Annotated in this window: 20 protein-coding genes and 1 riboswitch; of the genes, 6 read left to right on the top strand and 14 right to left on the bottom strand. The window is 62.4% G+C overall.

The features are described 5' to 3' along the window. Positions 1-20 precede the first annotated feature (20 nt). Positions 21-1,007, bottom strand: a complete 987-nt coding sequence (locus tag ASD63_RS04375) for a copper chaperone PCu(A)C (protein WP_034794300.1) — start codon at positions 1,005-1,007, stop codon at positions 21-23. 95 nt (positions 1,008-1,102) lie between these two features. Then, the gene (locus tag ASD63_RS04370; RefSeq protein ID WP_034794303.1) at positions 1,103-1,492 is read right to left on the bottom strand and encodes a hypothetical protein; all 390 of its coding nucleotides are present in this window, start codon (positions 1,490-1,492) and stop codon (positions 1,103-1,105) included. A 162-nt stretch (positions 1,493-1,654) separates the two neighbouring features. Further along, positions 1,655-1,742, top strand: a riboswitch (glycine riboswitch). Positions 1,743-1,882: 140 nt separating this feature from the next. Here ASD63_RS04370 and gcvT point away from each other — a divergent pair. Genes gcvT through gcvP form a run of 3 tightly spaced genes read left to right on the top strand, consistent with a single transcriptional unit; the run spans position 1,883 to position 6,265 of the window. Beyond that, positions 1,883-3,022 carry a glycine cleavage system aminomethyltransferase GcvT gene (gene gcvT / locus ASD63_RS04365; protein ID WP_034794307.1) on the top strand — a complete coding sequence of 380 codons (1,140 nt, stop codon included), beginning with the start codon at positions 1,883-1,885 and terminating at the stop codon, positions 3,020-3,022. A gap of 16 nt (positions 3,023-3,038) precedes the next feature. Then, positions 3,039-3,401 carry a glycine cleavage system protein GcvH gene (gene gcvH / locus ASD63_RS04360; RefSeq protein WP_034794310.1) on the top strand — a complete coding sequence of 121 codons (363 nt, stop codon included), beginning with the start codon at positions 3,039-3,041 and terminating at the stop codon, positions 3,399-3,401. Continuing rightward, the gene (gene gcvP, locus ASD63_RS04355) at positions 3,401-6,265 is read left to right on the top strand and encodes an aminomethyl-transferring glycine dehydrogenase (protein ID WP_034794312.1); all 2,865 of its coding nucleotides are present in this window, start codon (positions 3,401-3,403) and stop codon (positions 6,263-6,265) included. Before gcvH ends, gcvP begins: the two co-directional genes overlap by 1 nt. A gap of 142 nt (positions 6,266-6,407) precedes the next feature. Here the strand turns inward: gcvP and ASD63_RS04350 are convergent, their stop codons facing one another. The 9 genes from ASD63_RS04350 to ASD63_RS04310 form a co-directional block, all read right to left on the bottom strand. Then, positions 6,408-6,836: a response regulator gene (locus ASD63_RS04350; protein WP_127889067.1), complete on the bottom strand. Its 429-nt coding sequence runs from the start codon at positions 6,834-6,836 to the stop codon at positions 6,408-6,410. Between the two features lie 11 nt (positions 6,837-6,847). Beyond that, positions 6,848-8,353: an ATP-binding protein gene (locus tag ASD63_RS04345; RefSeq protein ID WP_051659306.1), complete on the bottom strand. Its 1,506-nt coding sequence runs from the start codon at positions 8,351-8,353 to the stop codon at positions 6,848-6,850. 92 nt (positions 8,354-8,445) lie between these two features. Then, entirely contained in the window at positions 8,446-8,838 is a 393-nt protein-coding gene (sufA, locus tag ASD63_RS04340) for a Fe-S cluster assembly scaffold SufA (RefSeq protein WP_034794319.1), read from the bottom strand. A 93-nt stretch (positions 8,839-8,931) separates the two neighbouring features. Next, on the bottom strand, positions 8,932-9,312 hold the full coding sequence (locus ASD63_RS04335; RefSeq protein WP_034794321.1) for an SUF system Fe-S cluster assembly protein: 381 nt from the start codon (positions 9,310-9,312) through the stop codon (positions 8,932-8,934). Positions 9,313-9,381: 69 nt separating this feature from the next. Next, positions 9,382-10,623 carry a cysteine desulfurase gene (locus tag ASD63_RS04330; RefSeq protein ID WP_034794323.1) on the bottom strand — a complete coding sequence of 414 codons (1,242 nt, stop codon included), beginning with the start codon at positions 10,621-10,623 and terminating at the stop codon, positions 9,382-9,384. A gap of 129 nt (positions 10,624-10,752) precedes the next feature. Beyond that, positions 10,753-12,033, bottom strand: coding sequence for a Fe-S cluster assembly protein SufD (gene sufD / locus ASD63_RS04325; protein WP_034794325.1), 1,281 nt, complete (start codon positions 12,031-12,033; stop codon positions 10,753-10,755). Positions 12,034-12,055: 22 nt separating this feature from the next. Next, entirely contained in the window at positions 12,056-12,811 is a 756-nt protein-coding gene (gene sufC / locus ASD63_RS04320; RefSeq protein WP_034794631.1) for a Fe-S cluster assembly ATPase SufC, read from the bottom strand. A gap of 80 nt (positions 12,812-12,891) precedes the next feature. Next, on the bottom strand, positions 12,892-14,361 hold the full coding sequence (sufB, locus tag ASD63_RS04315) for a Fe-S cluster assembly protein SufB (RefSeq protein WP_034794338.1): 1,470 nt from the start codon (positions 14,359-14,361) through the stop codon (positions 12,892-12,894). Positions 14,362-14,510: 149 nt separating this feature from the next. After that, positions 14,511-15,677, bottom strand: coding sequence for a cysteine desulfurase family protein (locus ASD63_RS04310; protein WP_034794341.1), 1,167 nt, complete (start codon positions 15,675-15,677; stop codon positions 14,511-14,513). A gap of 224 nt (positions 15,678-15,901) precedes the next feature. Between ASD63_RS04310 and ASD63_RS04305 the strand changes: the two genes are divergently transcribed. Further along, positions 15,902-16,579 (top strand): alpha/beta hydrolase, encoded by a 678-nt coding sequence (locus tag ASD63_RS04305; RefSeq protein WP_034794344.1) that lies wholly within the window; start codon positions 15,902-15,904, stop codon positions 16,577-16,579. Between the two features lie 205 nt (positions 16,580-16,784). Further along, on the top strand, positions 16,785-17,603 hold the full coding sequence (locus ASD63_RS04300; protein WP_034794347.1) for an alpha/beta hydrolase: 819 nt from the start codon (positions 16,785-16,787) through the stop codon (positions 17,601-17,603). Between the two features lie 11 nt (positions 17,604-17,614). On the opposite strand, the gene ASD63_RS04295 is transcribed toward ASD63_RS04300, so the two are convergent. Next, positions 17,615-18,814, bottom strand: a complete 1,200-nt coding sequence (locus ASD63_RS04295) for a GGDEF domain-containing protein (protein WP_034794350.1) — start codon at positions 18,812-18,814, stop codon at positions 17,615-17,617. A 140-nt stretch (positions 18,815-18,954) separates the two neighbouring features. Next, entirely contained in the window at positions 18,955-20,076 is a 1,122-nt protein-coding gene (locus tag ASD63_RS04290) for an anhydro-N-acetylmuramic acid kinase (protein WP_034794354.1), read from the bottom strand. A gap of 100 nt (positions 20,077-20,176) precedes the next feature. Here ASD63_RS04290 and tyrS point away from each other — a divergent pair, with 100 nt between their 5' ends. Then, on the top strand, positions 20,177-21,430 hold the full coding sequence (tyrS, locus tag ASD63_RS04285; RefSeq protein ID WP_034794357.1) for a tyrosine--tRNA ligase: 1,254 nt from the start codon (positions 20,177-20,179) through the stop codon (positions 21,428-21,430). A gap of 150 nt (positions 21,431-21,580) precedes the next feature. Here the strand turns inward: tyrS and ASD63_RS04280 are convergent, their stop codons facing one another. Beyond that, positions 21,581-24,973: an AsmA-like C-terminal region-containing protein gene (locus ASD63_RS04280; RefSeq protein ID WP_034794360.1), complete on the bottom strand. Its 3,393-nt coding sequence runs from the start codon at positions 24,971-24,973 to the stop codon at positions 21,581-21,583. Positions 24,974-24,988: the final 15 nt, after the last annotated feature.

Here is a 24,988-nt window from a genome sequence, read left to right as displayed (position 1 = left end):
CGGAATCGCAGTTTCTCGGGTCAATGATGCTTTTGGCCGCCGGCTGCCTCACCGCCCTTGGCCGAGCCGACCGGGAACGTCGCATCGACCTTGCCGGCCTTTTCGAAGACGAGCGTGACGGGAACCGTATCGCCTTCCTTGAAGGGCGTCTTCACGTCCATGAACATCAGGTGCAGGCCGCCGGCCTTGAGCTCCACCGTTTCGCCGGCCGGCAATGCCACGCCGTCGTCGAGCTTGCGCATCCGCATCACGTCGTTTTCCATCTTCATCTCGTGGATCTCGACACGCGCGGCCGCAGGGCTCTCGACAGCAACGAGCCGGTCTTCACCTGCCCCACCGTTCTTGATCGTCAGGAAGCCGCCGCCGACCTTGGCGCCCGGCAGCATGGCCTTCACCGAGCCACCGGAGATATCGAGATCGCCGACCTTCGCCGAGCCGCCGGCCGCAGCCATATGTCCGCCATGGCCGGCGTGCGGATCGGCGGCATCGGCCATCGTCACCGTTACGGTCGGTGCCGGGCTTTTCAGGTCATGTGCGTTCTGGCCCTCGGCAGCCACCTGGTCCCAGACGACCTTGCCTTCGGTGCCGCAAAGCTGCGTGGTCGGGAAGGCCAGCACAGTCTCCTTGTCGAAGCCCGAGACTTTACCGCGCACGACAAAGGTGTCGTAGTATTCGTTGGGAAGATTGCCGCCCTTCCACCGGATCTCCAGTGGGCCGGACGAGACCTTCTTGCCGTGATTGTCATAGGTCTTCTGGTAATCGCCCTTGATGATCTCGATTTCCCAGCCGGGCTTCGGCTGCGGTTGGGCGAAGACGAAGCCTTCCGGCAGCTTGATCTGTACTTCCGTCGTCGGCTTGCCGTCGCAGCCATGCGGAACCTGCAGCACCGCCTTGAAGGTGGTCTCCACCGGCGCCGTGTCTTTCTCGAAGGTGGCATGGGCGTGGGCGATGCCGCTTGCGGCAAGGGTAAGGCCGAGCGAAAGCGAAACGATCCTGGTCTTTGTCATGTCGTAATCTCCTGACCACGCGCCGGGCTTTGCCCGATGTCCGGTGGTCCAAGCCGCTTGAACGCGGCAAATTGTATTGGGATGCGAGAGGAGAATTACGAACGCGCCGGAGGCCCGCGCGAAGGCGGCAGCAACCGCAGATGCTGATGGGGTGTCGCGTATTCAGCGACAGCTGTCGAAACCTGCCACGCGCCCGTTTCGGCGCGAACGCTCTCGGTTGGCGGAGCCGGCAGCAGGATAGAGCCCGAAAGACGGCAGGCCTCGCAGACCGGGGCCATCGCCTGGCCCTTGCCGCTTTCGTGGTCGACGCCATCCATGCCGAAGCAGATTTCGGCGATCGTTCCGTCAGGCAATTGATAGGCGGAAATTTCAGCCGGGCTCAGGCTCTTGGCGCTGAGCGGCTTGTGGGCAAAGGTCAGGAAAACGAGCGCAAAGACGGCGATCAGCCGCACTGCTATCCCGAATTTTCCGTCGCGCCCTGTCATGGTTATCCCCGGTATCTGTCTTGGGTTATCCTCAACCGGAGAAGAATGCAAAGGCAGAATTGCCGCACCCTGCCCGGCTGCGTCTTTTGGTCATGCGACAAAAATGTGTTTCGGCGCGACACCGCCCCCTTGCCAAGCTCTGGCCTTCGCCGTTATCTGGAGACGATCTTGTTGGGAGAAGCCGGTTCACTCCGGTGCCGAAGGAGCAACCGCCCCGGAAACTCTCAGGCCAAAGGACCAGCAAGGTGCCGGTAGGACTCTGGAGAGAAGCGTTTTACGCTCGCCGAAGGGATAACAATCTCAGGCAAAGGGACAGAGGGGGCTCGAATCGACGGCGATTGACGCCGGAAGTGTGAGCCGGCGCGGGAGCGCCAGACCTGGAGGCCGGATTTGGAAAACAATCCTCATTTGAAACAGACGCCGCTGCATGCGCTGCACCTTTCGCTGGGCGCCCGCATGGTACCCTTTGCCGGTTACGACATGCCGGTGCAGTACCCCGATGGCGTGATGAAGGAACACCAGCACACCCGTGTTGCTGCCGGTCTCTTCGATGTATCGCATATGGGCCAGGTCATCGTTCGGCCGAAGTCCGGCAAGATCGAGGACGCGGCCCTGGCGCTCGAAAAGCTGGTGCCGGTCGATGTGCTCGGCCTTGCCGAGGGCCGCCAGCGTTATGGCCTCTTCACCAATGCCGAAGGCGGCATCCTCGACGACCTGATGATCACCAACCGCGGCGACCATCTCTTCCTCGTCGTCAACGCCGCCTGCAAGGACGCCGACTTCGAGCTCCTGAAGGCCGGTCTCTCCGATACCTGCGACGTGACGATGCTCGACGATCGCGCGCTGATCGCGCTTCAGGGCCCGCACGCCGAAGCCGTGCTCGGCGAACTCTGGGCTGATGTCTCCGCCATGCGCTTCATGGACGTCGCCGAAGCCGACCTGCATGACGTCACCTGCATCATTTCCCGCTCGGGCTATACCGGCGAAGACGGTTTCGAGATCTCCATTCCCGTTGCCTCCGCCGTCGATGTTACCCAACGCCTGCTCGAACATCCCGATGTGAAGCCGATCGGCCTTGGCGCCCGCGATTCGCTGCGCCTTGAAGCCGGTCTTTGTCTCTATGGCAACGACATCGACACCGCCACGACCCCGGTCGAAGGGGCGCTCGAATGGGCACTGCAGAAGGCGCGCCGCGCCGGTGGCGCCCGCGAAGGTGGTTTCCCCGGTGCCGATCGTATCCTCGGCCAGTTCGCCGCTGGCGCCTCGCGCCGCCGCGTCGGCCTGAAGCCCGAGGGACGCGCGCCGGTTCGCGGCGGCGCTAACCTCTTTGCCGATGCCGAGGGCAAGACCCCGGTCGGCCAGGTGACCTCGGGTGGCTTCGGCCCCTCGGTCGATGGCCCGGTCGCCATGGGCTATGTCGATGCCGGCCATATCGAGAACGGCACCACCCTTTTTGCGGAAGTGCGCGGCAAGTACCTGCCGGTGGCGGTCGCCGCCCTTCCCTTCGTCAAACAAACCTACAAACGCTGATCAGGAGAGAGCGCACATGTTGAAGTTCACTGAGGAACACGAGTGGCTGAAGATCGAAGCTGGTGTCGCAACCGTCGGCATCACCGAGCATGCCGCCGGCCAGCTCGGCGATCTCGTCTTCGTTGAACTGCCGGAAACCGGCTCGAACTTTGCCAAGGGCGATAGCGCCGCCACCGTCGAATCCGTCAAGGCAGCTTCCGACGTCTATTGTCCGCTTGACGGCGAAATCGTCGAAGTGAACCAGGCGATCGTCGACGACCCGTCGCTCGTCAACAGCGACCCGCAGGGTGCTGCCTGGTTCTTCAAGCTGAAGCTTGCCAACCCCAGCGATGCCGATGCCCTCCTCGAGGAAGCGGCCTACAAGGAGCTCGTCGCCTGATGAGCATGCCCAAGGATTTCACCTTTACGGACTACAAGCCGTATGACTTCGCCAATCGGCGTCATATCGGCCCGTCGCCGGCCGAAATGGACGAGATGCTGAAGGTCGTCGGTTACCCGACGCTCGATGCGCTGATCGATGACACCGTGCCGCCGTCGATCCGCCAGAAAACGCCGCTTGCCTGGGGCGCGCCGATGACCGAGCGCGAGGCGCTCGACAAGATGCGCGAAACGGCCAACCGCAACCAGAAGCTCGTGTCGCTGATCGGCCAGGGCTACTACGGCACGATCACGCCACCGGTCATCCAGCGCAACATCCTGGAAAACCCGGCCTGGTACACGGCCTATACGCCCTACCAGCCGGAAATCAGCCAGGGCCGCCTCGAAGCGCTGCTCAACTACCAGACCATGGTCTGCGACCTGACTGGCCTCGACGTTGCCAACGCGTCGCTTCTCGATGAAGCGACCGCAGCCGCTGAAGCGATGGCGATGGCCGAGCGCGTCTCGAAGTCGAAGGCCAAGTCCTTCTTCGTCGACGAAAACTGCCATCCGCAGACGATCGCGCTTCTGAAGACCCGCGCCGAGCCGCTCGGCTGGCAGATTGTCATCGGCAATCCCTTCGCCGATCTCGATCCGGTCGACGTCTTCGGCGCGATCTTCCAGTATCCGGGCACCTACGGCCATGTGAACGACTTCACCGGCCTGATTGCCCGCCTGCACCAGACTGGCGCTATCGCGACCGTTGCCGCCGATCCGCTGGCGCTGGCGCTTCTGAAGTCGCCTGGCGAAATGGGCGCCGATATCGCCATCGGCTGCACCCAGCGCTTCGGCGTTCCGGTCGGCTATGGGGGTCCGCATGCGGCCTATATGGCCGTCAAGGATGCACACAAGCGCTCGATGCCCGGCCGTCTCGTCGGCGTCTCGGTCGACGCGCGCGGCAACCGCGCCTACCGCCTGTCGCTGCAGACCCGCGAACAGCACATCCGCCGCGAAAAGGCGACGTCGAACATCTGCACCGCGCAGGTTCTGCTCGCCGTCATGGCCTCGATGTACGCCGTCTTCCATGGACCGAAGGGCATCAAGGCGATCGCCCAGAGCGTTCACCAGAAGACCGTTCGTCTCGCCATGGGTCTCGAAAAGCTCGGCTACACGGTCGAGCCCGATGTGTTTTTCGACACGATCACCGTCGAAGTCGGCAAGCTGCAGGGCATCATCCTCAAGACCGCGGTCGCCGAGGAAGTGAACCTGCGCAAGATCGGCGAGACCAAGATCGGCATCAGCCTCGACGAGCGCTCGCGCCCCGTCACGCTCGAAGCCGTCTGGCGCGCCTTCGGTGGCGACTTCAAGGTGGAAGAGTTCGAGCCGGGTTACCGCCTGCCGCAGCCGCTGCTGCGCACCAGCGAATACCTGATGCACCCGATCTTCCATATGAACCGCGCCGAAAGCGAGATGACGCGCTACATCCGCCGTCTGTCGGACCGCGACCTGGCGCTCGATCGGGCGATGATCCCGCTCGGCTCGTGCACGATGAAGCTGAACGCGACCGCCGAGATGCTGCCGATCACCTGGCCGGAATTCTCGGAGATCCATCCCTTCGTGCCGAAGGATCAGGCGGCTGGCTACCAGCACATGATCGAAGACCTGTCGGAGAAGCTCTGCGCCGTCACCGGCTATGACGCGATCTCCATGCAGCCGAACTCCGGTGCACAGGGCGAATATGCCGGTCTCCTGACGATCCGTGCATACCACCTTGCGCAGGGCAACGCCCATCGCGACGTCTGCCTGATCCCGACCTCGGCGCACGGCACCAACCCTGCGTCGGCCCAGATGGCCGGCATGAAGGTGGTCGTCATCAAGGTCAGCGAAAACGGCGACATCGACATGGAAGATTTCCGTGCGAAAGCCGAGCAGTATGCCGACAATCTCTCGTGCTGCATGATCACCTATCCTTCGACGCACGGCGTGTTCGAGGAGAATGTGCGTGAGGTCTGCGAGATCGTGCACAAGCACGGTGGCCAGGTCTACATGGACGGCGCCAACATGAACGCCATGGTCGGCCTTGCCCGCCCCGGCGACATCGGCTCCGACGTCAGCCATCTCAACCTGCACAAGACCTTCTGCATTCCGCACGGCGGCGGCGGTCCCGGCATGGGCCCGATCGGCGTCAAGGCGCATTTGGCGCCATACCTGCCCGGCCACCCGGAAACGGACGGCCAGGACGGCGCGGTTTCGGCGGCTCCCTTCGGTTCGGCCTCGATCCTGCCGATCTCCTGGAGCTACTGCCTGATGATGGGTGGCGAAGGCCTGACCCAGGCGACGAAGGTGGCGATCCTCAACGCCAACTACATTGCAGCAAGGCTCAAGGGCGCCTACGAGGTGCTCTACAAGTCGTCGAAGGGGCGTGTCGCGCATGAATGCATCATCGACACCCGCCCGCTGGTCGAAAGCGCCGGCGTGACCGTTGACGACGTCGCCAAGCGCCTGATCGACTGCGGTTTTCACGCCCCGACCATGAGCTGGCCGGTTGCCGGAACTCTGATGATCGAGCCGACCGAATCGGAAACCAAGGCCGAGATCGACCGATTCTGCGAGGCAATGCTTGCCATCCGCGAGGAAGCCCGTGCGATCGAGGAAGGTCGCATGGACAAGACCAATAACCCGCTGAAGAACGCTCCGCACACGGTCGAAGACCTGGTCGGCGAATGGGATCGCCCCTATTCGCGCGAGCAGGCCTGCTACCCGCCGGGCGCCTTCCGGGTCGACAAGTACTGGTCGCCGGTCAATCGTGTCGACAACGTCTTCGGTGACCGCAACCTCGTCTGCACCTGCCCGCCGCTCGAAAGCTACGCGGAAGCCGCAGAGTAACGACATCGACCGGCGGAGCAGCAATGCTCCGCCGGTTGTTTTCTCCGGCGCGGCTGCGCCCGGACGGATGCGCGCCTGTGCGCTCGACCCCATTCCCCAAAAAAACGTGGCGTGTATTACCGATCGCGTGAAGACAGCTGGCCTATCGGCGCGCGCTCATGCCCGGTGGCAGGATTGTGCTTTCGACCCAGAAGCGAATGAACGCCTCGGCGAAGCGACGATATTCGATGACCGAAGACGGCTTTGCCGCATAGGCATTGGCGCCGGCACCGTAGCAGTGAAGCACGTCGGCCGGATTGATCGAGGACGTCAGCACGATGATCGGGATGAGCGCAGTGGCACGGCTCTTGCGCACGCGCCTTAGGAGCTCGATCCCATCGCTGCCGGGCAGCTTGATATCCATCAGCATGTAGTCGAAGTGCCCGCTGGAGAGCTGTTCCACGGCCTCGTCCGCGTCGGTCACCAGGACGAGTTCGATCGATTTGTCGATCTGGGCAAAGGCGCGCATCACGAAACGCGCATCGTGCGCGTCGTCTTCCACCAAGAGCAATCGCTTTGGCGTCGAGGTCACCTTGTTCCGCCCTACTTCGCCTTCCTCAGCCACCTCGGAAGCAACACGATGAAACGTGCGCCTTCTCGGAAGCTCGTGTCAAGGCAGATCGAACCGCCATGGCTTTCGGCGATGCGTTTGGCGAGCGACAAGCCGATTCCCGTGCCGCCATAGACCGTTTCATCCTTGTGCAGCCGCTGGAACACTTCGAAGATGCGCGTCGCAAACCGCGGATCGATGCCGATGCCGTTGTCCTCTACGACCAGTTCCACCGTTTGGTGCAAAACGCTGCCGTGGATGCGGATGACCGGGGGGCGGTCGGCGTGCCGGTACTTGATCGCATTGCCGACGAGGTTCTGGACCAGGCGGCGCAGCAGCTCGGGATCCCCTTCCAGTTCCGGCAGTGGGCCTACCTCGAAGGTTGCGTTTGCGTCGTTTGCGTCACCGGCGAGAATCGTCAGCGTCTCCGAGACGACGTCGCTCAGCCGCACCTGGGTCCAGTCGGTGATGCGATGCGCGATCTGCGCATAGTCGAGCAGGCTGTCGACCACGCGGTTCATGCGCCGGACGCTGTCGCGCAGGTGCCGGGCATTTTCCGCAAGTTCGGTCTGATTGCCTGCCTTGAGGTCGTCTTCGATCATCTCGGAGAACATCGAGATGTGCCGAAGCGGCGCCTTGAGATCGTGGGAGACGGTGGCGGTGAACTGATCGAGCGCCTCGTTCTTGTGTTCCAGTTCCTGCCGTTGCCGCTCGAGCGCGAGCTCGGCGCGCTTCAGATCCGTGACATCGACACGCGCGACGACCGTGTTGCCATCCTTGGCCTTGATGTTCTCCACCCTCAGCCAGCGGTCGTCGGCATAGCGGTGGATCTTCGGCTTTCCGTCCGGATAGCGGAAATCGCGCAGACGCGAGGCGATCCATTCGTTGCCTTCGCGCGTGCCCGGCAAGGCGTCCGGGTAGTGACCGCCCTGGCGCGCCAAGAGCAGGATTTCCTCGGCGGTGATGCCGGGCTTGAGTGCCGGACCGGCAGGCCCGCAGATCGCCTGATAGGCCCTGTTATAGACGACCAGCCGTTCCTCCCTGTCGAAGATGGCAAAGCCTTCAGGCATTGCTTCGAGGGCCGCATTCAGCATCTCGGAAGCCTTCTGCCGTTCGCTCACCGCTTCGGTCAGGTCCGAAACGTCTCTGATGATACCGATAAGCGCCAGTTCTTCGCCTTGGTCGTTGATCAGGGGCGTGGTGCGCAGATGCCCGGAGAATGTCGAGCCGTCACGCCTGATATAAAGATAGTTCGAAGTCCGGGGGGCGGTTTCGTCCACGCGCGCCGCCCGGTTCTGCAGGCGCTTGGCATATTCCGCATCGGTCGCGTAGATCAGGCGCACGGATCTGTCGATGAACTCCGCGGACGGATAACCGAACTGGCGAAGTGCTGCATTGTTCGCGGAACGGATGATACGCTCGGCGTCGATGATGATCACGGGATCGGGAAACGTTTCGTAGAGCGCCTTGAAGACGAGATCTTCGTTCAACGCCGCCATGTCCCTCTCCCTATTCCATAGATGTGTATCTCAGCAGAAAAAAGGCCCGGCGAAAACCGGGCCGACCTATTCAATTGAAGGAATGGTAAAACTCAGTTGGCGCGCACTACGGCGTCACCCTGTGCCGCAAGTGCGGCCAGATCGGCCGGCTTCAGCTCGACCGATTCGCCACATCCGCAGGCGGATGTCTGGTTGGGATTGTGGAAGGTGAATCCGGAGCGCAGCGTCGTCACTTCGAAATCCATCTGCGTGCCGAGCAGATAGAGCACGGCTTCCGGCGCAATCCAGACCTTGGCGCCCTGATGCTCGATCAGGTCGTCCTTGGGGTTCGGCTCGGTCACGAGATCGACGGCATATTCCATGCCGGCGCAGCCACCCTTCTTGATGCCGACGCGAATGCCCTTGGCATCGGCGCCGGAATTCTCGACGATCGCGCGCACGCGGCCGGCAGCAGCATCGGTCAGGCTCATCACGGCAAAGCCCATGGGCTCATTCTCCTTGTCGTCACCGGGGTAAAGGCCCGGCGCCTTACAGAATCAAATGTAGTATCCGTGCCTTAACGGATCAATACGCGAGGCTCAGTACCACCCGACGGCGACCTGTGCTTCCTCGGACATCCGGTCCGGCGTCCACGGCGGATCGAAGGTCATTTTGACCTCCACACCCGAGACGCCCTCGACGGCGCCGACGGCGTTCTCGACCCAGCCCGGCATCTCGCCCGCCACCGGGCAGCCGGGTGCTGTCAGCGTCATGTCGATCTTGACCATGCGGTCGTCTTCGATGTCGATCTTGTAGATGAGACCGAGTTCGAAGATGTCGGCCGGGATTTCCGGGTCGTAGACGGTCTTCAGCGCCGCGATGATGTCGTCGCTGAGGCGCGCAATCTCTTCGGTTGGGATCGCCGAATGCACGATGCCCTCGCGGACGTCGACCTTTTCTTCCGTTGCATCAAGGCTCATGTCGGCCTCCTGGACTTTCTCTAGTGGTTCAGCAGATTGGGATAAATCCCTGAACTTTTTACAAATTTCTTAGGCGAAGAACTTTCGTGCATGCTCCAGCGCGTCGACCAGCGCATCGACCTCGGCCCGTGTGTTGTAGAGCCCGAAGGATGCACGGCATGTGGAGGTCACGCCGAAACGTTTCAAGAGCGGCTGGGCGCAATGGGTACCGGCGCGAACAGCGACACCGGCACGGTCGATTACCATCGACACATCGTGCGAATGAATGCCGGCAAGCTCGAAGGCGAAAATGCTACCCTTGTCGGGCGTGTTGCCGAAGACCCGCAGCGAATTGACCGACGAGAGGCGCTCGCGCGCATAGGCCGTCAGATCGGCTTCATGCGCCTGGATCGCTGCACGACCAAGCTTGTCCATGTAATCGAGCGCATAGCCAAGGCCGATTGCCTGCACGATCGGGGGCGTGCCGGCCTCGAAGCGGTGCGGCGGATCGTTGTAGGTAACATAATCCTCGGTCACCACCTCGATCATCTCACCGCCGCCGAGGAACGGTCGCATCTCCTTCAGCCGGTCCGTCTTGCCGTAGAGCACACCGACACCGGAGGGGCCGTAGAGCTTGTGGCCGGTCATCACGTACCAGTCGCAATCGATGTCCTGGACGTCGACTGGCATGTGCACGGCGCCCTGGCTGCCGTCGACGAGTACAGGGATGCCGCGCTCGCGGGCGATGCGGCAGATTTCCTTGACCGGAACAACGGTTCCGAGCGCATTCGACATATGGGTGATGGCGATGAGCTTGGTCTTGTCCGTCAGGCACTTGACGAAATCTTCGACGTGCAACGCGCCGTCGTCATCGACCGGGATCCAGACGAGCTTGGCGCCCTGGCGTTCGCGGATGAAATGCCAGGGAACGATGTTGGAGTGGTGCTCCATGATCGACAGCACGATCTCGTCGCCCTCGCCGAGCTTCGGCATGCCGTAGCCATAGGCGACCGTGTTGATCGCCTCGGTCGAAGACTTGGTGAAGATGACGTTGTCGACCGACGGGGCATTGAGGAAGCGGCGCACCTTTTCGCGTGCCGCCTCATAGGCTTCCGTCGCGGCATTCGACAGGAAATGCAGGCCGCGATGGACGTTGGCGTATTCGTTGGAATAGGCATGGGAGATCGCATCGATCACGACCTGTGGCTTCTGTGCCGATGCGCCGTTGTCGAGATAGACGAGCGGCTTGCCGTAGACGGTTTTCGACAGGATCGGAAAATCCTTGCGGATCGTTTCGACGTCGTAGGCGGGCACCGGTACAGAGTGTTCCATGTCTTCAATCCAATTTCGCCACGTCGCCGCGCGTCCCTGAGGACGCGCTAAGCGCACTGCAACATGTTGAAGTCCCGCGCAATTTTACCCCAAATCGACGCCGATTTAAGGAATTACGCAGACAGCCCGTCAGGCGTGCTTGTCGAGCCAGGTCGAGATGACCTCTTCCAGCGCCTCGACCAGCGCCTCGTCATCTTCCAGCTCTTCGACGATCTCGGCAACAAAGGCATTGACGAGCATGGCCCGAGCCTTGTTTTCCGGAACACCGCGCGCCATCAGGTAGAAGAGCTGCGTGTGGTCGATATCGGCAACCGTCGCACCGTGGCCGCACTGCACGTCGTCGGCGAAGATCTCCAGCTCAGGCTTCGCCGAGAGATCGGCGTCGTCGGATAGAAGCAGCGTGTTGCATGCCATCTTCGCGTCGGTCTTCTGCGCGTCCTTGGCAACCAGGATCTTGCCCTGGAACACGCCCTTGGCACGATCGAACACGACGTTGCGGATGATCTCCGTCGACGTGGTGTGCGGTACGTTGTGGCCGAGCGTGAAGGTCACGTCCGTGTGGCTCTCGCCGCCGAGCAGGTTGATGCCGCGCAGTTTGAAATCCGCACCCTCGCCGCTCGTCTTGCCATGGATCTCCTGGCGCACCAGCTTGCCGCCGGCGTTGATCACGAAGAGATGCAGCTTGGCATTCTTGCCGAGGTCGAAGCGGATCTGGCCGAGATGGGTATCGGCAGCGCCCTGCTGCTGCAGGATGATCCAGATGACATCGGCACCGTCGGCGAGCGTAATGTCGCTAACGGAGGAGACGAAGCTCTCGCCGTCTTTGGTCGACAGATGCCGCTCGATCACGGTTGCCTTGGCGTTGGCGCCGAACGTCACCGGGAAGCGCGTATGCGCCTGGCCGACACTCTGTACCAGCTGAATTTCCAGCGGATTTTCGACCGTTGCATCATCGCCGACGGCGATTTCGAGACCGCCGCGCACGAGACCGCCGTTGATGCGGCCGATCGCGTCGTCAAAGCCGAGCACAGCGAGGCCAGCCGTGGCCGAACCGTCGAGCAGGCTGTCGACATAGGAACGGACCGTCACGCCCTCGGGAAGGTTGCCCTTGACCTCGGCCTGGCCGTTTCGGACCGAAAACACCGTCGAGCCCGGAACCAGCGCGTCGACGCGATCGGCAAAAGCCGTCGGATCGGTAGCCGGCACCGCGCGCAGCAGCGTGCGCAGGTCGGTGTAGTGCCAGGATTCGACACGGCGGGTCGGCAGACCCGCAGTCCTCAGTTCGTGCACCAGCGTGTCGCGAACCGAAAGCACCGAACCGTCACCCGGCAGATCGCCGATCTGCGCGGTATAGGCGTCGACGAGCGCCGTCTCGGCCGCCGTCATCTTGATTGCCTGTTGCATATTCATTCGAACACTCCTTCAACAGGCTCTAAGCTGCGGCCTCGATGATATCCGCGTAGCCGTTGGCTTCGAGTTCGTGCGCCAGCGTCTTGTCGCCCGACTTGATCACCTGGCCCTTGTAGAGGACGTGCACCGTGTCGGGCACGATGTAGTCGAGCAGGCGCTGGTAGTGGGTGATGACGACGACGGCGCGATCCGGCGAACGCAGGGCGTTGACGCCGTCGGCGACGATCTTCAGCGCATCGATGTCGAGGCCGGAGTCGGTTTCGTCGAGCACGCAAAGCTTCGGCTGGAGCAGCGACATCTGCAGGATTTCGGCGCGCTTCTTCTCACCGCCGGAGAAGCCGACGTTGAGCGGGCGACGCAGCATTTCCGGTGCGATCTTCAGCTCGGCAGCGGCTTCCTTGACGCGGCGCATGAATTCCGGCGTCGTCAGCTCGTCTTCACCGCGATACTTGCGCTGTTCGTTCATCGCCACCTTCAGGAACTGCATGGTGGCAACGCCCGGGATTTCGACCGGGTACTGGAAGGCAAGGAAGATGCCCTTGGCCGCACGCTCGGACGCGTCGAGTTCCAGGATGCTTTCGCCGTTGTAGAGGATGTCGCCTTCGGTGACTTCGTAATCTTCGCGGCCCGACAGGATGTAGGAGAGCGTCGACTTGCCGGAGCCGTTCGGGCCCATGATGGCGGCAACTTCGCCGGCCTTCACGGTCAGGTTCAGGCCGCGGATGATCTCGGTGCCGTCTTCGGCGATGCGGGCGTGCAGGTTCTTGATTTCAAGCATTTCTATCGTCCTCTTGGGAAACGAACGTTCGTTCGCGCGCAAACTCTCGGTGCGCGCCATTCAATTTTCAGTCCAGGGCCTTAGCCCACCGAGCCTTCAAGCGAGATGCCGATCAGCTTCTGCGCTTCGACGGCGAATTCCATCGGCAGTTCCTGGATGACTTCCTTGACGAAGCCGTTGACGATCAGCGCGATCGCCGCTTCGGTCGGGATGCCGCGCTGCTGGCAGTAGAACAGCTGGTCCTCGGAAATCTTCGACGTCGTGGCTTCGTGCTCGAACTGTGCCGTCGAGTTCTTCGCCTCGATGTAAGGAACGGTATGCGCGCCGCACTTGTCGCCGATCAGCAGCGAATCGCACTGGGTGAAGTTGCGGGCATTCTCGGCCTTGCGGTGGGCCGAAACCTGGCCGCGATAGGTGTTTTCCGAGACGCCGGCAGCAATACCCTTGGAGACGATGCGGCTCGACGTGTTCTTGCCGAGGTGGATCATCTTGGTGCCACTGTCGATCTGCTGGTGACCGTTGGACACCGCGATCGAGTAGAACTCGCCGCGCGAACCGTCGCCGCGCAGGATGCAGGACGGATACTTCCAGGTAATCGCCGAACCGGTTTCGACCTGCGTCCAGGAGATCTTGGAGTTCTTGCCACGGCAATCGCCACGCTTGGTGACAAAGTTGTAGATGCCGCCCTTGCCTTCCTTGTCGCCCGGATACCAGTTCTGGACCGTCGAGTACTTGATCTCTGCGTCATCGAGCGCAACGAGTTCGACGACGGCGGCATGAAGCTGGTTCTCGTCGCGCTGCGGTGCGGTGCAGCCTTCGAGATAGGACACGTAGGCGCCCTCTTCGCAGATGATCAGCGTGCGCTCGAACTGGCCGGTGTTCTTCTCGTTGATACGGAAGTAGGTGGACAGTTCCATCGGGCAACGAACGCCCTTCGGCACGTAGACGAAGGAGCCGTCGGTGAAGACTGCGGAGTTCAGCGTCGCATAGTAGTTGTCGGTCGTCGGAACGACGGAACCGAGATACTTCTTGACGAGATCAGGGTGCTCGCGGATCGCCTCGGAGATCGACATGAAGATCACGCCGGCCTTCTTCAACTCTTCCTTGAAGGTGGTGACGACCGAGACGCTGTCGAAGACGGCGTCGACGGCGATCTTCGACTTCTGTACGCCGGCGAGGATTTCCTGTTCCTTCAGCGGAATGCCGAGCTTTTCGTAGACCTTGAGGATCTCGGGATCGACTTCGTCGAGCGACTTCGGGCCCGTCACGCCCTTGGGAGCGGCGTAATAGTAGATCTCGTTGAAGTCGATCTTCGGATAGCTGACGCGTGCCCAGGTCGGCTCGTCGAGCGTCAGCCAGCGGCGATAGGCCTCAAGACGCCATTCCAGCATCCATTCCGGCTCGTTTTTCTTCTCGGAGATGAAGCGAATGATGTCTTCCGAGAGACCCTTCGGGGCCTTCTCGACTTCGATGGTCGTCTCAAAACCGTATTTGTACTGGTCAACGTCGATCTGACGGACCTGATCAATGGTCTCCTGCACGGCAGGCATGTCGTTCTCCAATCTTGCCGGATCCAAGGTCCGGCAGCTTGTCAACACGATGCGCTTGGCACACCGCTTATGTAATGGCTAAAAGGCGCTTTTCACCCTGTTTGCCAAGCGGAAAATTGCTTTTCCGCAATTTCGTCCGGTCGTTCCGCTCAGGCTGCTTGCCCGGGCGCTCGTCTTCTTGCTGCTACCTTTGCAAAGACCGTGGCGCAACGGTCGATATCAGCCTGTGTCGTGCCCTCGCCGATCGAGATTCGAAGTGCGCCCTGGCGCGGATCGTAACCCATCGCCGTCAGCACGTGGCTCTGCCCGACCTTGCCGGAGGAGCAGGCGGAACCCGCCGACAACGCCACACCTTCGAGATCGAAGGCAATCTGCCCGGTCTCGGCCTTGAGGCCAGGAAGCGTGAAGAAGATCGTGTTGCCAACGCGCGAAACGTCGCGGCCGTGAATAACCACGTCGGTTGCCGCGGCCAGCATCTCGCCTTCGAGCTTGTCGCGCAACGCGGTGACCACGCCTATTCGTTGGCCGACATCTTCGCCGACCTTCCGGGCGGCTGCTGCAAAGCCGGCAATCGCCACCGGATTTTCAGTCCCGGAACGGTGCCCCTTTTCCTGTCCGCCGCCGCGGATCAGCGGTGCGGGCATCATAACCTCGCCGCGCGCCACCAGCGCGCCGGCGCCCTTCGGGCCGCCGATCTTGTGCGAGGAGACGATCAGGAAGTCGGCGCCGAGGTCTTCAATCGAAAGCGGCACGCGGCCGGCGGCCTGCACCGCGTCGACGACGAGAATGCCGCCATGGGCGCGAACGATCTCGGCGATCGCGGCGATCGGCTGGATGATGCCCGTCTCGTTGTTGACCAGCATGACGGCAACCATCGGCAAGCCGAGCTGGCGATCATGCGCGGATAACAGCTCCCTCAGCACCGGGAGATCGACGACGCCGTCTGAAATCACCGGGATTTCGCTGAGGGCTTCGCGCGGAAAGCGTCCGCCTTCGCGCACAGCCGGGTGCTCGATCGCCGAGGCATAGAGCCGGCCGATCTTCAGCGGCGTGCGGCCCATGCGGAAATCGGGCGTAAGCACCAGGTTGGCCGCTTCCGTGGCGCCGCTGGTAAAGATGACGCTGCCAGGCTTGGCGCCGCAGAGCACTGCCACGTCGCGACGGGCGTTTTCGATCAACGTGCGCAACGCGCGGCCCTCTCCGTGAACGGAAGAAGGGTTGCCAAGGAGGTCGAGCGCCGACAGGCAAGCCTCGCGCGCTTCGGGCAGAAGCGGCGCCGTGGCGTTCCAGTCCATATAGATGCGTGAACTCGACATGATTTCCTTCGCTAGATCAACAGGTCACAGGCCCGCAACCTCTGGCGATGCATTTTCCTTGAATTTTCCGCGCCGCTTGCCTTATGAGACGAAGCACAAGGCGGAATGCCCGCACAGAAGTTTTGAACGGTTCTAAACTAGGTTTTAGAAAAGCTGACTGCTTTCGTCAAGACTCATCGCGATCTGAACCCAAGATTCGAACCAGGAACACTCCCGGAGAGCCAATGCCCGAAATCATCTTCAACGGACCCGCCGGCCGCCTCGAAGGCCGTTATCAGCCTTCGAAGCAGAAGAGCGCGCCGATCGCCATCATCCTGCACCCGCACCCGCAGTTCGGCGGCACGATGAACAACCAGATCGTCTACCAGCTCTTCTATATGTTCCAGAAGCGCGGCTTCACCACGCTCCGGTTCAACTTCCGCGGCATCGGTCGCAGCCAGGGCGAATTCGACCACGGCGCCGGCGAGCTTTCGGATGCGGCATCGGCGCTCGACTGGGTGCAGAGCCTGCATCCGGATTCGAAGAGCTGCTGGGTTGCCGGCTATTCCTTCGGTGCCTGGATCGGTATGCAGCTCCTGATGCGCCGCCCGGAAATCGAAGGCTTCATGGCCGTCGCGCCACAGCCGAACATCTACGACTTCTCGTTCCTGGCGCCCTGCCCGTCTTCGGGCCTGATCATCAATGGTGATTCCGACAAGGTTGCGCCGGAAAAGGACGTCAACGGTCTCGTCGAGAAGCTGAAGGCGCAGAAGGGCATTCTCATCACCCACAAGACGGTGCCCGGCGCCAACCACTTCTTCAACGGCCAGGTCGAAGGCCTGATGACGGAATGCGAGGACTACCTCGACCGTCGCCTCAACGGCGAACTGACACCGGAGCCGGCCGCCAAGCGTATTCGCTGAAAACCCGGGCCACGTACAGGAGCGCCGCGTACCCCTTCGGGTGCGCGGCGTTTTTTATGGACAAATGCGCCCCATGGTCGTGCGCCCGAAGGCTGCAACAACTCTCACCCGATAGGATGAGTTTCAGCGCCGTGTGATCGGCGTATAGTGCAAGTCTAGGCTGTCTGGGTGGGGCAGAGCCGAGCAGCATTCACGGGAGGGAGCCATGTCGCAGGTGTCGAATGTGTCGGCGTGCGAGCCGAGGTGGCTAACCCTGCCCGCCACTCCGCAGCTTCCGGCTGGCGGACGTGAGGGTGTTGTCGAGCTCGCGGACGCCAGGATCTGGCACGCGGTGTATGGTTCGGGTGCTCCCGTCATTTTGCTACATGGCGGGCTCGGCAATTCCGACTATTGGGGGCTTCAGGTCACGGAGCTCGCCAAAACCTGTCAGGTCATCGTGATGGACAGCCGGGGTCACGGACGCAGCTCCCGAGGTGGTGGGAGCATGAGCTATGAACTCATGGCAGGCGATGTCATGGCACTGATGGCTCACCTGACGTTGCCAAAGGCGGTCATCATCGGCTGGAGCGACGGCGCGATTATCGGGCTCCTGCTGGCGATGCGGCATCCCGATCTCATAGCCGGTGTCTTTTCCTTCGGGGCAAACAGCAATCCATCCGGAACACACGATTTTACCATGAGCGTCGTCTTCAACGCCTATATCGCGCGAACGGGCGAAGAGTACGCCCTGCTGTCGTCGACGCCAGGGGGATTTAAGCGCTTCTTCGACGAGATGATGGCGATGTGGACTTCGCAGCCGAACATCACGGCCGGCGACCTTCAGAAAATCCGGGTCCCTGTCTGGGTGGTGGATGGCGACCATGAGGAAGCCATCAAACGGGACGACACGCTGTTCATCGCCGACAACATTCCGGGGGCCGGCCTGTTGATCCAGCCTGAGGTCAGCCATTTTTCGATACTGCAGAACCCGCACCAGTTCACCGAAGACATCCTCCGGTTTCTCCGAGAGAAATGCATCGCCTAGACGCCGGTCGTCTATGACCGCCCGATCCAGTGTGGAACGCTTGGGTTGACGACCGTGGTCGGTGCTTCGGCACATTCGACACGGTTGCGACCGTTGGCCTTGGCCGTATAGAGCGCCTCGTCGGCGCGCTGTATCACCGGATCGAGCGCCTCGCCGATGCCGACGGCCGTGACTCCGAAGCTCGCCGTCACCCTTGCTGCTTCCGGAAGTCCGCCGATCTGCTGGGACATGATCGCCGCACGCATGCCGTGGGCGACGACGCGCGCTTCCGACAGGTCCGTGCAGGGCAGAAACACCGCGAACTCTTCGCCGCCGAGACGGCCGGCGACGGCACGGTTGGGCATCACGTCCATCAGCACCCGGGCGAATCGGCGAATGACTTCGTCGCCCGTGAGGTGGCCATAGGTGTCGTTGACCAACTTGAAGCGATCGAGGTCGGCGAGAATGACTGTTCCCGGCGTCTGGGTGGTGCGGGCGTGCAGGAGCGGCATGACCCGTTCGATGAAGCCACGGCGATTGTAGAGGCCGGAGAGCAGGTCGATTTCCGAGCGCGCCTGCGCGTCGTCGACAATCTCCTTGACCATCGCGCCGAGCATGGCAAGGCCGGCGCCGACGATGAGGATCGCACCGAGCGCCTGCGAGATGAGCGCAAACGGGCTGGAAACATAGTCCTGGGCCGTTACGCCCGAGCCTGCGACGACCGCGGCATAGATCTTTACGAGGTAGTAGGCGGCCGAGAGCGCCAGCAGGCCGAACAACAGCCAGTCAAAGAAGGTGCGACGGCCGGAGCGAAGGACGACCGATGCCGTCCACGCCTGGATCACGACAAAGGGCGCCTGGTACGGGATCGCATGCTCCCAGGTGCCTCTCGGCAGGTCGTAGATCGCCAGGTCCAGGGAAACGCCGGCAACGAAGAAGGCGCCGAGCAACGGCACGCGCACCGGCACTTGATAGAAAAGGCCGAGGCCAAAACGCAGAAGACAGAAGCCGCCGAGCACGCAGGCAAAGGCGCTGACGGCAAAGAGCCGCGGGGTCGAGGAAAAGGGAACGATCGTTTCGCAGACGGCTGCAAGCGAGGCGACGGCAAATCCGGCAGCGCACCAGAGCGCCGCACGCCGCTGCCGGCTCTTTGCGGCAATGATGAGAAATGCGGCCGTGAAGATCTGCGCGATGATGAAATTCACGGCCAGCAGAGAAATCGCACCACCCATCGACGAACCCGAAACCCTCGTGCGGCACCAAGCCGCTCCTCGCCACCTCCAGTGGCAGCGGCTGAGATCCTAATTCGCTGTTGCGAAAATTTGATTAATCCGTTGGGATGACGGACTTATGGCGAAACGTGAGATCAACTTCAAGTTCTTGCCGCGCGCCGGCCGCCGCTGACCGGTTGCCGCACGCCCGTCGTTCCCGGATAGGTAAGCGGCAGGCCTCGCAAGGCGCGTACGGCGAGGTAGGCCCAGGCCTCGGCCTCCATCGAATCGCCGTTGAAGCCCACCGCCTCCGCCGCAAGCACTGTTGCGCCCTCTACTTCGGCAAGCGAAGCGAGGTCACGCATGATCACCGGATTGAGCCGGCCGCCGCCGCAGACGACATAGGTGACTGGCCGCTGTGGCAAGTGCCCCGCCGATTTGATGATCGCTGCCGCCGTGACATGGGCAAGCGTGCGTGCGCCGTCGGCAAGGCCGGCATCGCTTCCGGCCGGTGGTGCAAAATCGTTCCGGTCCAGCGAGCGGCGCGTGGCCGCGGTGAAGAAGGCATTGGTGAGATAGCGTTCGGCAAGCGCCGGCAGCACCGTTCCCTCGCAGGCGATCATGCCGCCCTGGTCGAAGGGAATGCCGGCATGCGCTTCGACCCACTGGTCGATCAGCGTGTTGCCGGGACCGCTGTCATAGGCAATGAGCGTCTCGCCTTCGCCAATGAAGGTCAGGTTGGAAATGCCGCCGATGTTGACGAAGACAACCGGTGCTGGAAGGCCGGCCGCGCCTCGCGCCAGTGCTGCGTGGTAGGCGGGGATCAGCGGCGCGCCCTGCCCTCCATGTTCCATGTCGTTGGCGCGCATGTCGTAGACGACATCGATGCCCGTTTCTCCGGCAAGGAGCGCGCCGTCGCCGATCTGCACCGTCAGGGCCTCGTCTGGGCGGTGCAGCACGGTCTGTCCGTGAAAGCCGAGCACGTCGATATCAGCCGCCGACAGGTTGTTCTGTTTGAGGAAGGTCTTGACCGCTTCTGCGTGTCGCAGCGTCAGGTCGCGCTCAAGCGCATCAAGGGCGCCCGGCCTTTGGTCGCGTTGCGTGATCGCCTTCGCTTCGACCAGTCCCTGCTTCAAACGATCCCGAAATTGCGCGTCGTAGGGAAAGCTGGCAGATGGTCCGCGCTCGACGACGGTCTCCCCGTCGGTTCGCAACAGGGCCACGTCGATGCCGTCCATGCTCGTGCCACTCATCAGGCCGATTGCGGTTCTTGTCTGTGTCATGCGGGTCAATATTTCCAGAATCACTTTTGAAGTGATTATGCGCAAAAACAGTGCTAAACGCCCGTTCGTTCAAAAACTCCCCCCGCAAGAGAGACAGATCATGTCCGGTTTCAAGTCCGATTTCCTTCACACCCTCAGCGAGCGTGGCTTCATCCACCAGATCTCCGACGAGACTGGCCTGGACGAACTGTTCCGGAAGGAAACCGTGACGGCCTATATCGGCTTCGACCCGACGGCGCCGAGCCTGCATGCCGGCGGCCTGATCCAGATCATGATGCTGCACTGGATGCAGGCGACCGGCCACCGGCCGATCTCGCTGATGGGCGGCGGCACCGGCATGGTCGGCGACCCGTCCTTCAAGGACGAGGCTCGCCAGCTGATGACGCCGGCGACGATCGACGCCAACATCGCCAGCATCAAGACGGTGTTCTCCAACTACCTCAGCTATGGCGAAGGCCCCAAGGACGCGTTGATGATCAACAACGCCGACTGGCTGCTCGGCATCAACTACCTCGAATTCCTGCGCGACGTCGGCCGTCATTTCTCGGTCAACCGCATGCTGTCCTTCGACAGCGTCAAGACGCGGCTTGATCGCGAGCAGTCGCTGTCCTTCCTCGAATTCAACTACATGATCCTGCAGGCCTACGACTTCGTCGAGCTGCACAAGCGCACCGGCTGCCGCCTGCAGATGGGCGGATCGGACCAGTGGGGCAACATCATCAACGGCATCGACCTCGGCCACCGCATGGGCACCGAGCAGCTCTATGCCCTGACCTCGCCGCTTCTGACCACCTCGTCGGGCGCAAAGATGGGCAAGTCGGTCAACGGCGCCATCTGGCTGAACCCGGACATGCTGTCGGCCTATGACTTCTGGCAGTACTGGCGCAACACCGAGGATGCGGACGTCACCCGCTTCCTGAAGCTCTACACGACCCTGCCTATGGCCGAGATCGATCGGCTCTCCGAGCTGGGCGGCTCTGAGATCAACGAGGTCAAGAAGATCCTGGCAACCGAGATCACCGCCATGCTGCACGGCCGACCGGCCGCCGAGCAGGCGGCGGAGACCGCTCGGAAGACTTTCGAGGAAGGCGCGCTCGCCGCCGACCTGCCCTCGGTCGAGATCCCGACTGCTGAGCTTGAAGCCGGCCTCGGCCTGCTGACGCTGATCGTACGCGCCGGTCTTGCCGCTTCCAACGGCGAGGCTCGTCGCCATGTCCAGGGCGGTGCCGTCAGGATCAACGACGAGGCCGTCAGCGACGAGCGTCGGATCATCGGCACCGGCGACGTGACCGCCGACAATGTCGTCAAGCTGTCGCTCGGCAAGAAGAAGCACATTCTGGTGCGCCCGGCCTGAACCGGAGCGCCACTCAAGAATTTGAAGGGCCGGCCCGACAGCGCCGCGCGTCTGTTAAGACGCGCAAAGGTCGCTGTAGAACTTTGAAGTGCTGCATGTTTTGTCCTTAAATCGGCGACGATTTAAGGACATGCAGTGCGTCGGCCTTCTTCATTGGAACTCGAAGATGCTGCGGAAGACGCCCGGCGCGATGATCGACAAAGGATTGATCGTCAGCTTCGGCTGGTTGAACGGGCCGTTGAGCTTGAAGGTGATGCCGAGCAGGCCGCGGTCGCGGCCGTTGCCGAGCAGTACGCCGATCAGCGGCAGTTCGCCGAAGATGCGGTTCAGCCCATAGGCCGGCATGAAAGTGCCAGTCATGTCCATGATGCCATTGTTGTCGCGCACCGTTCCCTGGAAGGTCGCGCCGACATCGGTGCCGCGCAGCACGCCGCCTTCGACGCGAATCGCGCCGCGATCGAGCGCCAGTTGCGCGAAGCCGCGTTCGAAGCGGGCCGAGCTGACGTCGATGTCACGGCGCACGGCCTGGTTCAGGCTTCGGCCGTCGGCACCGGTGGGCGTCGACACCATCGATTGCAGGCGCTGCTCGCCGACCAGCTGGAACTTTCGGATATCGACGCTGCCGCGCCAGGAGCGTCCGCCACGGTCACGCAGTTTGAGATTGAGCAGGCCGCCGCGCATGTTCTGGTAGATGTCGGCAAACCGCGCCAGCGCGCCGGCATCGCCCGTGGTCAGCTCTAGCGTGTTGTCGGCACCGGCCTTGGCGAGCCGGGCAACCAGCGCCTGACCGCTGCTCGTCACGGCCGAGAGGTTGACGTCCTCGATCTGACGTCCGCGCTCGCCGTAGACCAGATTGACGTTCGAGAGCGATTCGCCATTGAAACCGGTGACGCGATCGAGCTGGGCCCTGATGGCAATGTCGTCGCCACCACCCTGGTTCTGGTCGCTTCCGGTCTTCAATTGCGCCAGGATCGGCCTGATATCGGCTGCAGCGCCGCTGAGCGACGCCGTGTAGCCGCCCCTGGTGCGGTCGATGGAGACCTTGAAGTCGTCGCCCTGCGCCAGGCGGACATTATCGAGATCCGCCGAGAGCAGACCGCCATCGTCGATCTGCAGCTTGCCGCGCGCACCAAAGCCGTCGCCGGCAACCGTGAAATTGCTGATTGTTGCGATCTTGCCGTCCATCGAGGACGTGAACTGCGCCTCGGCCGGAATCCCGACGCCCTTGCTCCAGCCGATCCAGGGAAGCGAGAGCTGGGCTTTCGTGAGGTCGATCTCTGCCGTCTGCCGGCTCGCCTCGTCGATTGCAACGTCGATCGTGATCGGTCCGGAAACGATCCGAGAAAGCCCAGGTATCAGTTTCTGCCAGACACCCTGCTCCAGCGAGCCCGAAATCTCGCGCGAACGCTTGACGGTCGAACCGGAATCGACCGGTTCCGTCAGCGCGACCTTGACCTTCGCGCCTTCGATACGGGCATCCGCATCGAGGACCGCCTGCTGATTATCTACCCGAAATGTGCCGACCAGATCCTCTACGGCGCGCCCGAACATGGCCTTCTGGACCGTGACCTTGTCGAGCTGCATCTGTACCTGATAGAGCGGCTTCGGCGGCTTCTGATCCGAGATCAGGCCGAAACGGGCGCCCACGACGGCGGTCAGAGGACCGCTGAAATCTTCCGGCAGCAGCGGGGTCTTTTGCAGCGCCTGAATCGGCTTGTAGCTCACGAGCTCGGCGATCGCATCGGCATCGCCGCCAACCTCGATCTTCATCTCCGCCATCAGTGGTTTCGTGTAGACGTCGGGAAGGATGAAGTCGCCGCCGTTGAGCGCGACCGCGCGTCCAGACGGGAAGAAGGCGGTCCCCTTCTCGATCTCGGCTGTCATGCGCTGGCCGCTCAGCTTGAACTTGCCGGAGGTGTCGCGCAGCGGGGGTATCTCGCCGGTGATGTTGATGCGCGTGTCGTCGATATCGAAGTTGATATTGAGCTCCTGCTCGTTGAGCTTGAGCTCGCCTTCGTTGGAGGCGATCCGCCCCTCGGCGACCGATACTTCGATGCGGGCATTGGTGACCGTGCCGCCGAAGAGGTTGGCGATCGCCCAGCGCCGCGCGCCCTTGGCCAACCACCACGGCCACAATTGCTTGACGGCGGTCGCCTCCATGCGATCGCTGACCGAGGCGAAGCTGATCTGCGGTGATGTCTTGCCGAAGGCGACGGAAAGCGATCCGAACATCGAACCGAGCGGGGTCGACACGGCGAGCTGGTCGAAGATCAGTTGGCGCTTGTCCGACACAAACCGGCCATTTGCCTTGGCATCGAAGATCAGTGGCGCGTCGGCGACGTCTTCCGGGGCGGAGCTTGCGTTCTTGAGCAGGAGGTCGATGGCAAACCCCTTCTCCGTTGCGCCGGCAATCTTGTCGAGGTCGATAATCGCCCCGGTAAACGGAAAGGTCGAACGGCCGATCTTGACGGCCGACGGCAGAATTTCGACGGACGAGCGCTCGAAGTCATAGGCGACGTCCATTTGCGAGGCATTGAGCGTCGAGACGAGGTTGCCCGCGTGAAACTCGCCCTTGGACGTGCGCACTGTCACGCGCAGATCCGGTTTCGCATTGCCGGCGGCCCGCGTCGCCTTCAGCGACAGCCCGGCCGATGCGACGACGCCGAAGGGCGGCTCCGAGCCGACTTTACCGTGGTAGAAGAAAGGTGCGAGCGGCAGATTGGTGATCGACGCTTCGAAGCCGGTCATGTGCCCCTTGTCGCCAAGGGCGTCGGCGCTGAGATCGACGTCCACCCCGTCGACGGTGACGCTGCCCTTGACGCTCATCGAGCCGCCCGCGTCACGGTTGAACTCGAGCGCGTTGGCGACGACGGGCACGACGCGATCGCGGGAGCCGATGACGGAGAAGCTGAAATCCGACAGCGTGACCTTCTGGCTGCCGCGGCCGGCCGCCATCTGCGATATGCGGTCGACGTGGGAGAAGATTGCCTCCAGCGTATCGCCAACGTCGGCAATGCGGATCTTGGTGAGATCGAGCGGTTCGCCGCGCGGCAGCAACCCGGAATCGAAATCGCCGCCTTCCGCTTCGAGGTTGGAGACGGCGATGCGTCCGGTCATCAACGCCAGCGGGTCGAGCGCGATCGAGATCGCGCGGAGCTTGGCGACCGGCTGGCCTGAGGACGCTTCGCTGAGCGCCACTTCGCGGGCTCTGAGCGCAATCGCGCCGCCCGCGGTCATGCGCACCACAGTGCTGCCGACCTCTACGCGGTAGGCATCGCCGAGCGCTGCATTGAGTGCGGTGCGGGCGCGCGCGTTAAGCGTGCTGTCCATCACCCCGCTTTCGATGACGACAATGAGGATCGCCGCGATGGAAAGCGCGAGCAGCGATGTCAGCAGTGCGATCTTGGCACAGAAGCGCGCGGCTTTGTTCTTGCGCGGCGCGTGCACGATCATGGGTTCGTGCGCCTGCGCCGAAGGCAACGCATGCAACGCGACGATGTCTTTCTTGCGAAAGCCGACTTTTTCGCCGCGGATCTCACTCATCAGCGCGGGCGTCCT

The organism is Ensifer sp. Root558, from assembly GCF_001427045.1.
In the GTDB taxonomy this organism is placed as follows: Bacteria; Pseudomonadota; Alphaproteobacteria; order Rhizobiales; family Rhizobiaceae; genus Ensifer; species Ensifer adhaerens.
The sequence above is the reverse complement of the archived record's forward strand: the minus strand, read 5'-3'. Positions and strand labels throughout refer to the sequence as shown.